This window comes from Rathayibacter sp. SW19 (genome assembly GCF_030866825.1).
Classification (GTDB): domain Bacteria; phylum Actinomycetota; class Actinomycetes; order Actinomycetales; family Microbacteriaceae; genus Rathayibacter_A; species Rathayibacter_A soli.
Window position 1 is genome coordinate 775,405 of record NZ_CP133020.1, and the last position, 14,929, is coordinate 790,333.

Below are 14,929 nucleotides of genomic sequence, written 5' to 3' on the forward strand. Positions count from 1 at the left end.
CCAGCGTGTCGATACAGGGACTGGCGCTCGCTACTCGACCAGCGTGTCGATACAGGGACTGGCGCTCGCTATTCGACCGCCGGAGCGGTCGTGCGGGCGGCAGCCCGGGCGCGGGTCGCCGGGCTGATTTCGCGGTGCTGCCAGACGATGAGGTTCGCGGGGGAGAAGCGTCTCGAGCAGGCGCCGCAGGACAGGGCGCGTGCGGGCTTGCGATAGCGGTAGTGCAGGTGGCCGTTCGGGCAACGGCCGATCCATGGCGCGAGTTCGTCTGCGATCGTGCCGCCGTGCAGGCGTTTGCCCTCGTAACCGAGGTCCGCTGCGATTGCACGCCAGCGCGGCCCGTGCCCGGACCTGGATCCGGCCAATGCATGGGCGACCTCGTGCAATAGGATCTGATGGATCTCGTCGTCCTCATACCGCGCCGCGAGGTAACGCGAGACCGTAATTCTCTTGGTCGTGTAATTGCACTGCCCCGCTCGGGTCTTGGCGTTGTCGAACCCGAATGACCACGTTGAGGGGTCCAGGTGCAAGGCAATTAGGGCATCCGCCCACCGCCGCACCGAATTCAGATCTGCCATGAGGTGAGAATAGCGCGAGCCGCCGACGTGAGGTCGGTGGCGAGGCCGGGCTGTGGGCATCCGCCGTTCTGGGCGACCTGTTCAGGAGAAGCCTCTATTCAGGAGAGGCCCCCGCTCAGGAGAAGCCCCTGTTCAGGAGAAGCCCCCGCTCGGGCGAAGCCTCCCGTTCAGGAGAAGCCCCTGTTCGGGCGAAGCCTCCCGTTCTGCAGAAGTTCCTGTTCAGGCGAAATCAGACCGTGCCCGGCTCGTCCGTCGCCGAATCGCCGCCTGCGCTCTGCTCGTCGAGGAACGACTCGGCGACGGCGACGGCGATGAGCATGTTCTCCATGTGATCGGCAGACACACCGAGGATCTCGCGCAGCTTCACTGCGGCGCGAAAGTCCGCGAGCGCTTCCGCGTACAGCGACTGGTCGAACGACACGAGGCCACGACGATGTAATGCAACCGCCTCGAGTGCCCGCCAATCCTGCGTGTGCGTCTCGGTGACGCACGCATTCAGCTCGGCCGTCGCTTCTGCATACTTCGCCGAGTACTGCAACACCTGTGCGCGCAGAATGCGCGGGCGGATGATGTCCTTACGATCCCCGGTGAACCGCGCGAGTCGGAATGCCTGGTTGGCAGCATCCAGCGCCTCATCGAGCCGCCCGCCCAGGGTGAGCAGCCAAGCTCGCTCGCACAGCGCATCCAGATTGCGCATCTCGCCGAGCTCGTCGAGTCGGTGGCCGACCTCGAGCAGGTCGACGCGGTCGCGCAGCGTTGTGGGGTCAGTCCCGAGGATCACAGTCATCGCCTTCAGCGTAAGCATGCGGATGCCGCCCGCCGCCTCGGCTCGCGCACGTCACCGGAATCCGCCCCGCGTCGCGCGTCGGTAGCGGACAGTGCGCCGTTGAGCATCAGAGCGGTGCGAGCGGGACAGTCAGAATGCGGTCGTCGCCGGCGCGCGGTGTGCCGCGGCCATCCGTGTTGTTGGTCAGGAGCCAGAGCGTGTCGCTGCCGACCGTGAGGACGTCGCGGATGCGCCCGAACTCGCCGGCGTAGTGCGCCACCGCGCGCACCGGTGTACTACCCGTCGGCGGGTACACAACCCAGAGTCGCTGACCGCCGAGCCCGGCCATGAAGATCGTGTCGCCCACGATTGCGAGACCGCTGGGGCTCGCGTCGGCCGTCGGCCACTGGTAAACGGGGTCGATGTACGCAGGATCGTGGCTGATACCCTCGACATTCGGCCAGCCGTAATTGCCTCCCGGCCTGATGATGTTCAACTCATCCCAGGTGTTCTGCCCGAATTCGCTCGCCCAGAGCGTTCCGCGCGAATCCCAGGCGAGCCCCTGCGGATTGCGGTGCCCAAATGAGAATACGGGCGAACCCGCGAATGGGTTGTCCCGCGGAACGTCGCCGTTCGGCAGGACGCGCAGGATCTTGCCCCCCAACGACTTGAGATTTTGGGCATTGGAGTGCACGGTTGCGTCACCCGTCGTGATGTAGAGCAATCCGTCTGGTCCGAACGCGATGCGCCCGCCGTTGTGGAGAGTCGCCTTCGGGATGCCGGTGATAACCGGCTGCGGTGCCCCGATTGCGTAGCTGCCCGGCACGCCCGACAACGGCATCCGAATCACTCGATTGTCTTTGTTCGTGGTGAGGTACGCGTACAAGAACCTCGGGGCCGACTCGCCCTCAACGGCCAGGCCGAGCAAGCCGCCCTCGCCGGAGTGGGCGACGCCCGGCACGACACCCACAGTGCGGGTGCTGCCGCCGTCCGGCAGCAGTTCACGGATCCTGCCCGAATCGCGCTCACTGATCAGAGTTGATCCGCTGGCCAAGCGCACCATCGACCACGGTGCACTGAATCCGGACGCGAGTGTGCTCGGCGTTCCCACCGGCTGCACGGCTGGCAGCAGCGTCCCTGGCGGTGCAAACGTTGGTGCGGACGCCGACGATGGCGCGCTCGCGCTGTTCGTCCGCGGTGCGGTCGACGGGCTTGTGCAGGCCATCAGGCCCAACCCCAAGAGAGCGGATGCCGCGCCCGCTACGATCCGTCGCGTCGCTGGCTTCGTCGCGTCCATGCCTTTAGTTTGCCCGGCTCGCGCCCGTTTTCGCCAGCGAGTGCCGTTGGTCGAGTAGCGAGTGCCAGCGAGTGTCGTTGGTCGAGTAGCGAGCGCCAGCGAGTGTATCGAGACCTCGTGACAGGGTCTCGATACGCCCGTTCCTCGCTACTCGACCAGCAGGGGTCCCGATACGGGTCTCGATACGCTCGTTCCTCGCTACTCGACCACCATCTTTTCCTCGCTACTCGACCACCATCTTTTCCTCGCTACTCGACCGACGGGGCGTCATTCAGCGATACTTGAGACACCAGCGAGACAATGAGGTATGGGGCGTTCGATCGATCTCAACAGCGATACGGGTGAGTCGTTCGGCGCCTGGAGCCTCGGCGACGACACCGCAATGCTGGCCGTCGTGTCGAGCGCCAGCATTGCCTGCGGCTTTCATGCCGGCGACCCGTTGACGATGCTCGCCTGTTGTCGCACAGCGGCCGAGAACGGCGTCGCCGTCGGAGCCCACGTCGCATATCGCGACCTGGCCGGTTTTGGCCGGCGAGCGATGGACGTTCCGCCCGGCGAACTCTACGGCGACGTGCTCTATCAGCTGGCTGCGTTGGCGGGCATTGCGGCATCCGCCGGCGTGTCGGTCGGCTATGTCAAGCCGCACGGCGCCCTCTACAACCGCATCGTGACGGATGCCGTGCAAGCCTCCGCCGTCGCCGACGCAGTGCGCGACTTCGGTGGCGGGCTTTCCGTGCTTGGGCTCGCCGGCTCCGCGATCGAGGCCGCCGCACACGCACGCGGAATGCCGTTCGTCAGCGAAGCGTTCGTCGATCGGGGTTATCGGGCGGATGGCTCACTGGTTCCGCGCTCGCAACCCGGCGCTGTGCTTGGCGGCGCTGCTCAAGGCGGTGTGGCCGAGGTCGCCCGCCGAGCCGTGGCCATGGTGACAGATGGGACGGTCGTCGCCGACGACGGCGCGACCATCCCGATCGCGGTCGAGTCCCTCTGCGTGCACGGCGACACGGCCGGTGCAGTTGCAATGGCCCGCGCGGTGCGTGCGGGGCTGGAGGAGGCGGGCATCCGAATCGAGGCGTTTGTATGAGTCTGCGACTACTTTCCTACGGAGACCGGGCGGTGCTCGCCGAGGTCGACGAACTGGATCAGGTGCTCGCGCTGCACGAAGAGCTGGAAGCGACCCGGCCTGACGGCGTACTCGACGTCGTGCCCGCAGCTCGGTCGCTCGCCGTGGTCGTGGACCCGCACCGGATGCCGTTGCAATCCGCGCGCGCGTGGGTCGCCGCCGCGTTCGATCGCCTGCGCCACCCTGTGCACGGTGCGCCACTTCAAGTGGCGCACGCCGCACAAACGGGCGCACACAGGCACGGCACAGCGCGCGCAGTGACGATCGACGTCGACTATGACGGCGAAGATCTGCCGGAAGTCGCGAGCATCCTGGGGCTGACGGTCGACGAGGTCGTCGACCTGCACACGGGCACGCCTTGGCGGGTCGCGTTCGGTGGATTCGCACTCGGATTCGGCTATCTCGTCACCGACCACGATCGGCTCATCGTGCCCAGACGCGACGAGGCACGCGCCGTTGTTCCTGCGGGGTCGGTGGGGCTCGCCGGCGAATTCAGCGGCGTGTATCCGCGTAGCGGACCCGGCGGGTGGCAGCTGATCGGCACGACTGATGCCCCGCTTTGGGATCCGAATCGCGACCCCGCCGCGCTCCTGAGCCCGGGAACGACCGTGACGTTCCGGCGGCGGTCGTGAGCGCTGCGAGCGGGGAAGCGGCGTCCGCCCAGCGAACGCTGCGAATCCTCGAGCCCGGGCCAATGACGTTGGTCGAAGATCTGGGCCGGCCCGGCTACGCAGCGATCGGCGCGGCGCGCTCGGGCGCGCTTGATCGCGGCGCGCTACGGCTCGGCAATCGGCTGGTCGGAAACTCCGAGGGCGCGGCGGCACTCGAGGTGACAGCAGGCGGATTCGCCGCGGTGCTCGATCGCGGTTTGTGGTTCGCGATCACAGGCGCCGGCGGACCCCTCACACTTGACGGCGTGCCGGTCGAAGCGGATGTGGCGGTGCGGGCATCCGCTGGTTCTGTTCTGCGGATCGGCGTGGCGATGCGCGGAATGCGGTTCTATCTGGCCGTGCGCGGTGGTGTTGCGGTGGCGGCCGAGCTCGGGTCGCGGTCGCGGGACATTCTGACCGGGTTGGGTCCGGCGCCACTGCGGGCGGGCGATGTCGTGCCGATCGGTGCGGATCCGGCGACACCGATTCCGGTCGTCGACACCATGACCGTTTCGCAGCCATCAGACGACACCGTGCTGATCGGCCTGCACCCGGGGCCGCGAGCAGACTGGTTCACCGCCGAATCGCTCGAACGCTTCTATGACACCGAATGGATGGTTGCAGGCGACAGCAACCGCGTCGGCCTGCGGCTGGATGCAGCATCGGGCGGCGCGGGCGCGAGTGGTGGGGGCGCGGGCGGCGCTCGGCTGCTCGAACGCGCGGTCACACGTGAGCTGCCCAGCGAGCCCATGGTGCCCGGAGCGATCCAGGTGCCGCCTTCCGGGCAGCCGACCGTGCTGCTTGCCGATCACCCGGTGACCGGCGGGTACCCCGTGATCGCTGTCGTTGCGGATGCCTCCCTCGACACCTTCGCGCAACTTCGGCCCGGACAGCGGGTCGAGTTCCGCCACGCACGCTGAGTTGCCGGGGTGCCGGCACTCGGTGGTTGAGTAACGCATGAGCGCAGCGAATACGTGTATCGAGACCTGGCTGTGGGTCTCGATACGGCCGCGGGCGGCCTACTCGACCAGCGTGGTGCCGGTACTCGGTGGTCGAGTAACGCATGAGCGCAGCGAATACGTGTATCGAGACCTGGCTGTGTGCTGCGGATGACCTTTGGTCTCGATACGCCTGCTCGCTGGCGCTCGCGGGCTACTCGACCAGCGGGGTACTGGTGGTCGAGTAACGCATGAGCGCAGCGAATACGTGTATCGAGACCTGGGTGCGGGTCTCGATACGGCCGCGGGCGGCCTACTCGACCAGCGGGGTACTGGTGGGTGGTCGAGTAGCGCATGAGCGCAGCGAATACGTGTATCGAGACCTGGCTGTGTGCTGTGGGTGGCCTTTGGTCTCGATACGCCTGCTCGCTGGCGCTCGCGGGCTACTCGACCAGCGGTGGTGCGGGCGGGCTACTCGACCAGCGGTGCCGCTCAGGCGCCGGGCCTCACCTGGAAGATCGAACGGGCAGGCGGGGGAGAAGGGAGCGCCGTCGCATCCGTCACGAGGGGAGCATCCGCAGTAAACGCCCGAAGCTCAGCGCCGGAGACCGACTTGGCCGGGTGCGGCCCACGCGCCATCAGGCGCGGCAGCCAATCGGTCGGCAACGCAGCGTTCGAGCCGACGAGCACGACGTTTCCGAAACGGCGACCCTTCAGTACCTGCGCCTCCGCCAGTGCGGCGACATTCGCCACGACTGCGCCGAGCGTAGCCGCCTGGCCGCGCGCGAACGCGAGGGGTGGGCCATCCGCAACGTTGACGAGAACGATGCCGTGCGCATTCAGCAGGGCGACAGCATCCCGGTAGAACTCAAGACTGGTCACGTGGGCAGGCGTGCGCGCGCCGCTGAAAATGTCGATCACGAGCAGGTCGACCGTGCCGCGCAAGCCCGGCGGAAACTTGCCGAGCACCTCGCGGGCATCCCCGTGCCGCACCCGGATCTGAGCACCGCGGGGGAAGGGCAGTTCGGCGCGCACCAGGTCAACCAGTTCGCTCTCGAGCTCGACGACTTGCTGGCGTGAGCCGGGCCGGGTCGCGGCGATGTATCGCGGCAGGGTCAGCGCACCTGCGCCCAGGTGCACGGCAGTGATCGGCTCGCCGGGCTCGCCGATCAGGTCGATGACGTGGCCCATCCGCTGGATGTATTCGAAGAACAGATTGCTCGGGTCACTCAGATTGACGTGCGATTGCGGGGTGCCGTCGACGATCAGTTGATAGGCGCCGGGCACAAACCGGTCCGGTTCGATGACAGCGCGGAATCCGCTGTGCTTCAACACGACAGACGGATGCTCAGCCACCCGCCCAGCCTAGCCGCGGCCTCAGCACCGGCTGGGTGTGCATCCGCTGCGAATCTCCACCCGCCTTGCCGACGATCTCCACCCGCGGGCGGTGGGTTGGCGTTGGCTGTCGAACGACGATTGGAATCACGCCGGAATCACGGCGAAGCATCCCTGCGGAGGAATACCATGAGCATCCAACTGGTCGTGAACGGCCTGTTGATCGTCATCTTGATCGGATACATCGCGTTTCGCCAGTTGACCTGGCGCGCGATCGACCCTGCGCGCATGTGGCGGATGCCGGCGATTCTCGCGCTGATCGGGCTGGTCACGATCTCGAGCACGACGAAGGTTCACCTGCTCACCCCGACCGACATCGCGTTCATTCTGATCGACATTGTGATCTCGTTCGGCATTGGCGCGCTGATGGGTGTGATCGCCACGATCCGTCCGATGAGTTCGTCGGCCATCGAGGCATACCGGCAGCAGCAGCTGGCCCGCGACAGTGGTCGCAGCCGCAATCGTCGGCCGATCGGCGTGGTCACGCTCGAGACCCGCACCGGATGGCTCGGCCTCGGCTTGTGGGTCGTCTTCGTCGCCGTACGCATCGGGATCGACACCCTCGCCGGGTACGCCGGATCGGCTTTTGTCGCCTCGACGGGCATGATCCTGATCGCCGTCGCCGCCAACCGTGCTGCCCGGATCGCCGTGATCTCATACAGGGCGGCCCGGGTGTCGGCGGTGGTGGCCTGAATGGGGCTGATCCGCGGCATGATGGGGCCGTGAGCTTCTTCGGCGACGGCATGCTCGGCAGGTGGATCGGCCTGGCTGGGTTCGTCATCGTCTCCGTCTACTTCGGCTACGAGGTCTGGATCGGCTACGACAACGGCCTTGCCGTGCCGCTCAGCGTGATTGCCCTGCTCGGCTGGCTGGTGTTGTTGCTGACGCCACCGGACCTGCGGGGTCTGCGCCTGACGATCACGCTGGTCGCGGTGGCGACCGGTGCGATCTCCGTTGCACCGACCAACGGCCTGATGATCGCGCCGGTGGTCGTGTGCGTCATGACGTCCATGGCCTCCGTGCAGAACCCGCCGTGGATCGGCCCGGTGATAGCACTCGTCGCTGCGGGCCTGATCGCCCTTGGTGCGCTGACCGTGCACGTTTCCGTGGTGGGCATCCTGGCGATGGAGGCCGGCGTTGCCGTCGCGCTGCTGGCGGGGTTCTCTCGGCGACAGACGCGCATCGCCATCCAGCAGCAGCACGAGCTGCTTGAGCGCACCGTGTTGATGCGCGAAGAGCAGACGAGGGCCGACGTGCTGACGTCGCGACAGGAGCTGGCCCGGGAGATCCACGACGTGTTGGCACACAGCCTCGGCGGTCTGGTAATCCAACTGGATGCGACGGATGCGCTTCTCGAATCCGGCCGCGTCGACGAGGCGGCCGCGCGGGTGCGCGACGCTCGGGCACTGGCTGCGTCGGGGCTCGGTGAAGCCCGCCGCGCCATCGACGCGTTACGCGACCCGGATGCGACGAGTGCAAGTGGTCGGGCCGGCGGGGCCGGCGTGGGCGCAGTCGGGGCGGGTGTAGACGCAGCGGGCGCAGGCTTGGACACAGCGGGCGCGGGCTTGGACGCAGCGGGCGCGGATGTCGGTGTGGCCGGTGTGGACGCAGCGGGCGCGGGCGCCGATATCTCGACCGCCGACATCTCGACCGCGATTGCCGACCTCGTGGCAGCTCACCAGCGCCTCGGTGGGCCGATCCGGTACACGGAGACCGGTGAGGTCCACGCCGTCGCGGCCGCAACGGCGGTCGCTTTCCGCCGAACAGCCCAGGAGTCGCTGAGCAACGCGCGCAAGCACGCGCCCGGCGCGCTTGTCACAATGGAGCTGGCCTGGCACACCCGCCAGCTGACTCTGACCGTCAGCAACGAATTGGTCGGTGCGGGCGATCAGGCTGCGGCGGCAGCCGAGCTGGCAGCGAGTGGTGGCGGCAACGGCCTGCGCGGCATGCGCGAGCGGTTCGACGCATTGCCCGGAGGTCGCATCGACGCGCAAGTGCGCGAAGATAGTTTCGTGATTTCGGCCGAGGCGGACCTTCTGTGACGGACGACATCGGTGCTGACGACATCGGCAGGGACGACATCGGTGCTGACGACATCGGCGTGCGCGACGCGGGGGCGGGCGGGGCTGTCGGCGATGCCGGAGACGCTGGCGCACGCATCCGGGTGCTGGTTGCGGATGATCAGGCGATCATCCGCGATGGCTTGGTCACGGTGCTCGGTCTGCTGCCGGACATGCTCGTCGTCGGCGAGGCCGCGGACGGCGAGGAGGCCTGCACGCTCGTCGGCGAGCAGACCCCGGATGTTGTGCTCATGGACTTGCGGATGCCCGTGCTCGACGGCGCGGCGGCAACCGCGCGGATCGTGCTGGAACACCCCGGCGTGGCCGTGCTCGTGCTGACGACGTTCGCCGACGACGCGTCGATCATGGGCGCGTTGCGGGCCGGCGCTCGCGGATACCTCACGAAGGACGCCGGCCGGGCCGAGGTCGCCGCAGCGATCCGGGCGGTCGCGCGCGGACAGACGACGCTCGCCGCGGAGGTCGGTGCCCGGCTGATCGCATCCGCGGGGCGCGTGCAACCTGAGCCCAGTGACGACGCATCCGCCGGTCGAGTAGCGCCCGAGCGCAGCGAGGACGCGTATCGAGACCACGCCCACACCGGCCAGCCGGGGATCCCGATACGGTCGCAGGGCGACCTACACGATCAGCGCAGGGCAGATACCGCATCCGCACTGCGAAGCAGGTTTCCGACGTTGACGGCGCGCGAGGCTGAGGTGCTCGCGTTGATCGGCAGCGGCTTGAGCAATCCGGAGATCGCGCGCGAGCTGTTCGTGAGCGTGCCGACCGTGAAGACGCACATCAACGCGATCTTCGCGAAGCTTGCCGTGCGCGACCGGGCGCAGACGATCGCACTCGTGCTCGGTGCGTGACGCGAGGGATTCGGTGGCCCCGGAGCAGCCGACGGAGGAGGCCGCGTCTCCTAGGTGCGTGGGTCAGTAGTGGTGTTGGTGTGGTTTGGATGTTTGATCAGGGATTTTGGGTCCCAGTGTGGGATAATTTGGTATGGGATCGGATACTCCTGATGGTCTTTTCGATGAGTCGCTGATTGAACGGGTGATGCCTGATCTGTCGGTGATCCAGGCTGGCGCCGGGATCCATAAACGGTTCAAACCGTTCGATCCGGATCTGGTGATGATGGTGCCGCCGTCGTTGGACGAGTGGCTGCCGGAGGTTCATCTTTCCCGGTTCATTGCTGACGTCGTGGACAGTCAGCTGGACTTGTCGAAGTTTTATGCGTCGTATGCCAAGGCGAAGGGCCAGCCGCCGTATGACCCGCGCCTGATGGTTCGTGTGCTGCTCTACGGGTATTGCGTGGGCGTGCGTTCCTCGCGGGAACTCGAGCGTGCGTGTGTGGATGTGGTCGCTTTTCGTTGGTTGACCGCGCAGCAAGCACCCGATTTTCGTTCGATTGCCCGGTTCCGCAAACGTCACCTGTCGGCCTTGGGCAACGTGTTCTTGCAAGCGTTGGAGTTGTGTCGGGCGGCGGGGATGGTCTCGCTGGGGCAGGTCGCGTTGGACGGCACGAAGGTGCGGGCCAACGCGTCCCGCCGCAAGGCGATGAGTTACGCCCGTCTGACCCAAAGGCAGAAGGTCCTGGCCGAGGAGGTCTCCGATCTCCTCGCGGAGGCCGAGGCGATCGACACTGCGGAAGACACCCGGTTCGGCAAGGACAAACGCGGTGACGAGTTACCGGCCGAGCTTGCCCGGCGTGAAACGCGTTTGGGCAAGCTTGCCCAGGCGCGGGCTGCGCTCGAGGCCGACGCGGCGGCCAAAGCCCGTAAAGATGCCGAACAGAAAGCACGCGAGCACGGCGATGAGGACGGTGCGGTCAAGGAGAAGGGTCAGGACGCGGCAGCCAAAGCTGTGGTGGGACCGAAGACGCAACGCAACTTCACCGACCCGGACTCGAGGATCATGAAGACCGCGGACGGGTCCTTCCACTACTGCTATAACGGTTTCTGCCTGGTGGATAAGGACCATCAAGTGATCGTCAGCAACGATATGACGAACACCCCGAATGATTTCGAACAGTTGGCCCCGATGATTCAGAAAGCCGAAGCGACTCTGGGGGTACTGCCCGGTCAGGTTCTGGTCGATGCCGGCTTCTGCTCGGTGAAGAACCTCGAATTCGCGGAGGGCATCGAGGAAGCCAGTGCGGGCAAGACAGAGTTCTTCATCGCAACCCGCCGACTCAACGCTGCAGAGGAAGCGATCATGGGGACGGGTCAGCAACAGGCGGCCGCGGCGACCGCAAAACTACGAATGGTGCAAAGGCTGCGATCCAAACACGGCCACGATATTTATGCCAGGCGCAAAGCGATCGTGGAACCGGTGTTCGGACAGATACACACCAGGCAAGGCAAACACGTGCTCCTGCGCGGGCTTGATCAAGCCAAACACGAGTGGGACCTGATCGCCGGCTGCCACAACCTACTCAAACTTTTCAGCGCCACAACCGCACGGTCAATGAACGGACTGGGAACCTAACCCGTCAGGATCGGGCCGCCCCACCAGGACCAGTCAAGCTGCCGCCGTCGCTCCACGGTCTCTGCAACACCAGAAGACCCCACCGATCACACATGGCACGCCTGCCCGCCACGACAGCCAGCGGCCGGAAACCGCCGCCAACTCCCAACCCCAAACCACTACTGACCCTCGCACCTAGGAAAATGACGTTGGCTTATGCAACTGCTGTGGGTGTGATTGTCACGGTGAGTCCAAGTTTGGTGAGTTGTTTCAGGGCTCGGTCGATGGTGCGTTGTGGGTTGAGTTTCTCGTAGTAGTCGGCACCGCGTTCGGTGTAGGCGACGCCGTCGTGGAGCATGTTCCAGATGATGTCCAGGAGGGTGTGTTCGATCGCGACGACGGCTTTGAGTTTGCCGCGGCGGGAGGCTAGGCGCCGATATTTGGGGCCGAGGTAAGTGTGTTTGGATTTCGCGATCGACAGCACCGCGATGCCAAGGTAGGCGCGCAAGTAGTGGTTCCCATGGGTGGTCCTGGTGGATTTGACCCGTCCCGCGGACTCGTTCTGTCCCGGAGCCACTCCGGCCCAGGAAGCGAGTTGCCCGGGGGTGGCGAATACGTTCATATCGGTGCCGATCTCGGCGATGACACCGTCGGCGACGGTGGTGGAGACCCCGGGGATGCCCATGATGGCGTCGCGGGCGGGCCGGAAGGGTTCCATGAGCTCCTCGATGCGGTCCTCCAGGTCGGTGATGGCCTGGCCGAGGTAGTCGATGGTGGCCGGGTGGACGGTGACCATGAACGCGTGATGATCGGTGAACCGGCCGGTGAGGGCCTCGATCAGTTGCAGGTTCTTCTTCCGCAAGGTCGGCTGTACCAGGTCGGCCAGCACGTGCGGGTCGCGTTGGCCGGCCACCAGTGCGTCCAGGATGCTGCGCACCGACACCAGGGTCAGCCTGGAGACGACATTGCTGAGTTTGATGCCGGCGTCCTCCAGTGACTTCTCCAGCCGTGAGTACTCCCGGTTCTGCTCTTCCGCATAGTGTTTGCGGGTGCGGGTCAGGTCTCGCAGCTGACGCAGTGGCTCCTCGGGCACGAATGAGGCCCGTAACAAGCCGTGCGCGGCCAACTCGGCCAACCAGCGGGCGTCGGAGACATCACTCTTACGACCCGGGATGTTCTTGGCCTGTTTCGCGTTGACCAGCTGCACGTTCAGTTCCTCCTGCAACGGGAAGAAGAACGGTTTCCAGTAGTCGCTGGTCGCCTCCATCACCACTAACGTGACTTGCGCGGCGACCAGGTCGGCCCGTAACCGAAGGACCTCGTTGGTGGTGGCCCCATAGGTGGTCACCTCGTTATGGTAGTAACCCGCGCGTTTACTCGGGGTGCGCACACACACTTTCGCGTCGTTCTTGGAGATATCCATCCCGGCGCATCTCTCGTGCACCACTTCCATGATCAGTCCTTCCACTGCCGGCGCCACCGGCTGGCAGCACCGCGTGCCGCGGAGAGGGCTGAAGATGAATATGGAGTCTCCTAGTCGGGCTGTAAGCGCCAATCCACGGTTCCCGTGGACGCCCTCCACACCACGCTCGAAATCAGGCTGCAAGCGCTAAGACACAACGGCGTCGACCGCGGCACCACCCATCATCCGCGCTACCCAAACCAGCCACAACATGTTTTCGCGGCACGACGGCGCCGCTACGCGGCTGCCACGCTCGAAACCACGACCGTGCAGCGCTGAAGACTCCGGTTTCGAGACGCGCTGCTCGCTGTGCTCGGGGTGCTCCTCAACCCGTATTGCCTGTGCTTGAGACGACGGGACCTGTCGAGTCGCGCACGATCAGCCGGGTTTGAACGGTCGCCGAGGGCGGCGCATCCGGATCGAGTACCGAGGCGGCGGCGAACGCACCGAGCGTTCGAGACGAACTGTCTACCGTGGTCAGCGCAGGCCCGGCCGGGCCCCTGGGGAGGGAGACGTCGCATCCGATCGCGTTGGTCTCGACGATGAACATCCAGAGCGAGGGCGGTGTGCGGGTCGCTGTTCGGGAGTGCGTCGCACGGATCCGCGCGATGCTTCGGGATCCGAACAGCGGCAACGCGTCGACGTGCCGATCTCCGAACTCGTGCTCGCACTGAACTGCAGAGGGTCAGACGGGTTCTCCGGAATCACGGCGAACCCGGCGCTGGGGGGTGGCATCCGATCGTCTGGCGGCGTCGGGCGCATCGTCGATTCTCGCGCCAACGACGAAGCGGGAGCGGGAGCAAGATGAACTGCCCGGCACTGGCGCGGGCAAGGTGCGGCAAGGGCCCGTGCGGCAGGTCCCGATACGCGGCCTCGTCGTTGGCGCGAGCATGACTTGGCGGGGCCGCCGTCGAAGTTCTCCACAGGTAACCGCCGACCGGAGTTGTCCACAGATTTGCGGATGCCGCCTGGCCGCGTTCCGCATCCGCGGCACGCTGGGTGCATGCAAACGGTCGATGCAGTCCTTTCACGGCTCGGCGGGGTTGCCACGCGGGCTGCAATCTTGGCCGGCGGTGGCACGCCGCGAGGCCTGACGGCCGCCGTCCGGGCTGGCCGCGTCGTTAGGGTACGTCAGGGCTGGTACGCGCTCCCGGATGCCTCGTCCGACATTGTGGACGCGATCGCGGTCGGCGGCGCACTGACCGGCGTATCGGCCGGGCGGCAGCTCGGGCTTTGGGTGCTCGACGACGACCGACTGCATGTCGCGGTTCCGGGCAACGCATCGCGCCTGCGCACTCCAAGCGCGGCGGGTGCAACGCGAGACTCGCCGGCGCCGTCGGTCGACTCGCCGACGTGGTCTGCCGACTCGCCGACGTGGTCTGCCGACTCGCCGACGTGGTCTGCCGATTCGCGGACGTGGTCTGCCGACTCGCCGGCGCCGTTTGCCGATTCGCGGCGCTCCTCGACCGATGCCCGCCGCCCCTCGACCGATTCACGGCCGCCGCCGCCCGCTACTGCAGTGCGCTGGTCACTGATGAGCGCGAAAGCGGCCCGCGCTGCGACAACTCGTGGCATCGAGTGCGAGGACACAGCCGTACGTGAGATCTGTCTCCACTGGCGCTGGACGTCGCCGGCAAAGCCGGTCACAGTTGCGCCGATCGTTACCACGCTGTTGCATGCCATCGACTGTCAATGCGAAGAAGGCGCGGTCGTCATGCTGGACTCGGCGCTGAATCTCAAGAAGGTGGCGATGCGGCAACTGCGCGCCGCAACGGTGTCGTTGCCAGCGCGATATTCACGTGTGCTCGATCTGTGCGACGGCACGAGTCAATCCGGAACCGAGTCGCTCGTGCGACTTCGGCTGCGGCGGCTGGGAATCCGGGTGCGGACGCAGGTGCAAATTCGCAGTGTCGGCCGAGTCGACCTGCTGGTCGGCGACCGCCTCGTGATCGAGTGCGACAGCCATGAATTCCATGACGGCGACGTGGCTTCGGCGCGAGACTATGACCGCGACATCGCTCTGATCGACCGAGACTATGTGGTGCTTCGCCTCAACTACCGGCAGATCGTGCACGAATGGGAGCGCATCGAGCCCGTTATCCTCAGACTTATCGCTCGCGGCCGCCACTTGTATCCGGTGCCTTCGGCTTGACACTCGGCTGCGAATCAAACCCGGCTGCGCACCGCTGGTGAC

15 protein-coding genes are annotated in these 14,929 nt (G+C 66.2%); 9 read left to right on the forward strand and 6 right to left on the reverse strand.

The window, feature by feature from the left end; genetic code table 11:
* Positions 1–68: 68 nt before the first annotated feature.
* The 3 genes from QU604_RS03640 to QU604_RS03650 form a co-directional block, all read right to left on the reverse strand.
* Entirely contained in the window at positions 69–578 is a 510-nt protein-coding gene (locus QU604_RS03640) for a SprT-like domain-containing protein (protein WP_308467437.1), read from the reverse strand.
* A gap of 229 nt (positions 579–807) precedes the next feature.
* Positions 808–1,365 (reverse strand): hypothetical protein, encoded by a 558-nt coding sequence (locus QU604_RS03645; protein ID WP_308467438.1) that lies wholly within the window; start codon positions 1,363–1,365, stop codon positions 808–810.
* A 106-nt stretch (positions 1,366–1,471) separates the two neighbouring features.
* On the reverse strand, positions 1,472–2,641 hold the full coding sequence (locus QU604_RS03650; protein WP_308467439.1) for a PQQ-dependent sugar dehydrogenase: 1,170 nt from the start codon (positions 2,639–2,641) through the stop codon (positions 1,472–1,474).
* Between the two features lie 307 nt (positions 2,642–2,948).
* Here QU604_RS03650 and QU604_RS03655 point away from each other — a divergent pair, with 307 nt between their 5' ends.
* From QU604_RS03655 to QU604_RS03665, 3 genes are all read left to right on the forward strand, one after another.
* Positions 2,949–3,725, forward strand: a complete 777-nt coding sequence (locus QU604_RS03655) for a LamB/YcsF family protein (protein ID WP_308467440.1) — start codon at positions 2,949–2,951, stop codon at positions 3,723–3,725.
* Positions 3,722–4,396, forward strand: a complete 675-nt coding sequence (locus tag QU604_RS03660) for a 5-oxoprolinase subunit B family protein (protein WP_308467441.1) — start codon at positions 3,722–3,724, stop codon at positions 4,394–4,396. The genes QU604_RS03655 and QU604_RS03660 overlap by 4 nt, the downstream gene beginning before the upstream one ends.
* A gap of 62 nt (positions 4,397–4,458) precedes the next feature.
* Positions 4,459–5,334 (forward strand): 5-oxoprolinase subunit C family protein, encoded by an 876-nt coding sequence (locus tag QU604_RS03665; protein ID WP_308467442.1) that lies wholly within the window; start codon positions 4,459–4,461, stop codon positions 5,332–5,334.
* 510 nt (positions 5,335–5,844) lie between these two features.
* Here the strand turns inward: QU604_RS03665 and QU604_RS03670 are convergent.
* On the reverse strand, positions 5,845–6,708 hold the full coding sequence (locus tag QU604_RS03670) for a spermidine synthase (RefSeq protein WP_308467443.1): 864 nt from the start codon (positions 6,706–6,708) through the stop codon (positions 5,845–5,847).
* Between the two features lie 168 nt (positions 6,709–6,876).
* On the opposite strand from QU604_RS03670, the gene QU604_RS03675 reads away from it, so the two are divergent.
* From QU604_RS03675 to QU604_RS03690, 4 genes are all read left to right on the forward strand, one after another.
* Complete coding sequence (locus tag QU604_RS03675; protein ID WP_308467444.1) at positions 6,877–7,440, forward strand: hypothetical protein; 564 nt, start codon at positions 6,877–6,879, stop codon at positions 7,438–7,440.
* A 29-nt stretch (positions 7,441–7,469) separates the two neighbouring features.
* Entirely contained in the window at positions 7,470–8,789 is a 1,320-nt protein-coding gene (locus QU604_RS03680) for a sensor histidine kinase (protein WP_308467445.1), read from the forward strand.
* A gap of 59 nt (positions 8,790–8,848) precedes the next feature.
* Positions 8,849–9,676 (forward strand): response regulator, encoded by an 828-nt coding sequence (locus tag QU604_RS03685; protein WP_308468836.1) that lies wholly within the window; start codon positions 8,849–8,851, stop codon positions 9,674–9,676.
* Positions 9,677–9,899: 223 nt separating this feature from the next.
* On the forward strand, positions 9,900–11,294 hold the full coding sequence (locus QU604_RS03690; protein ID WP_457852546.1) for an IS1182 family transposase: 1,395 nt from the start codon (positions 9,900–9,902) through the stop codon (positions 11,292–11,294).
* 193 nt (positions 11,295–11,487) lie between these two features.
* Here the strand turns inward: QU604_RS03690 and QU604_RS03695 are convergent, their stop codons facing one another.
* A complete protein-coding gene (locus tag QU604_RS03695; protein WP_308467446.1) occupies positions 11,488–12,726 on the reverse strand; it encodes an IS110 family RNA-guided transposase in 1,239 nt (412 codons plus the stop codon).
* A gap of 334 nt (positions 12,727–13,060) precedes the next feature.
* Positions 13,061–13,285, reverse strand: coding sequence for a hypothetical protein (locus QU604_RS03700; protein WP_308467447.1), 225 nt, complete (start codon positions 13,283–13,285; stop codon positions 13,061–13,063).
* A 93-nt stretch (positions 13,286–13,378) separates the two neighbouring features.
* Between QU604_RS03700 and QU604_RS03705 the strand changes: the two genes are divergently transcribed.
* Positions 13,379–13,543, forward strand: coding sequence for a UxaA family hydrolase (locus tag QU604_RS03705; protein WP_308467448.1), 165 nt, complete (start codon positions 13,379–13,381; stop codon positions 13,541–13,543).
* Between the two features lie 195 nt (positions 13,544–13,738).
* Entirely contained in the window at positions 13,739–14,887 is a 1,149-nt protein-coding gene (locus QU604_RS03710) for a putative endonuclease domain-containing protein (protein ID WP_308467449.1), read from the forward strand.
* The last annotated feature ends 42 nt before the right edge of the window (positions 14,888–14,929 follow it).

Excerpts from the sequence above, each read along its gene's own strand:
- QU604_RS03640 (WP_308467437.1), bottom strand. The coding sequence starts at position 578 with ATGGCAGATCTGAATTCGGTGCGGCGGTGGGCGGATGCCCTAATTGCC.
- QU604_RS03645 (WP_308467438.1), bottom strand. The coding sequence starts at position 1,365 with ATGACTGTGATCCTCGGGACTGACCCCACAACGCTGCGCGACCGCGTC.
- QU604_RS03650 (WP_308467439.1), bottom strand. The coding sequence starts at position 2,641 with ATGGACGCGACGAAGCCAGCGACGCGACGGATCGTAGCGGGCGCGGCA.
- QU604_RS03655 (WP_308467440.1), top strand. The coding sequence starts at position 2,949 with ATGGGGCGTTCGATCGATCTCAACAGCGATACGGGTGAGTCGTTCGGC.
- QU604_RS03660 (WP_308467441.1), top strand. The coding sequence starts at position 3,722 with ATGAGTCTGCGACTACTTTCCTACGGAGACCGGGCGGTGCTCGCCGAG.
- QU604_RS03665 (WP_308467442.1), top strand. The coding sequence starts at position 4,459 with ATGACGTTGGTCGAAGATCTGGGCCGGCCCGGCTACGCAGCGATCGGC.
- QU604_RS03675 (WP_308467444.1), top strand. The coding sequence starts at position 6,877 with ATGAGCATCCAACTGGTCGTGAACGGCCTGTTGATCGTCATCTTGATC.
- QU604_RS03695 (WP_308467446.1), bottom strand. The coding sequence starts at position 12,726 with ATGGAAGTGGTGCACGAGAGATGCGCCGGGATGGATATCTCCAAGAAC.
- QU604_RS03700 (WP_308467447.1), bottom strand. The coding sequence starts at position 13,285 with ATGTTCATCGTCGAGACCAACGCGATCGGATGCGACGTCTCCCTCCCC.
- QU604_RS03710 (WP_308467449.1), top strand. The coding sequence starts at position 13,739 with ATGCAAACGGTCGATGCAGTCCTTTCACGGCTCGGCGGGGTTGCCACG.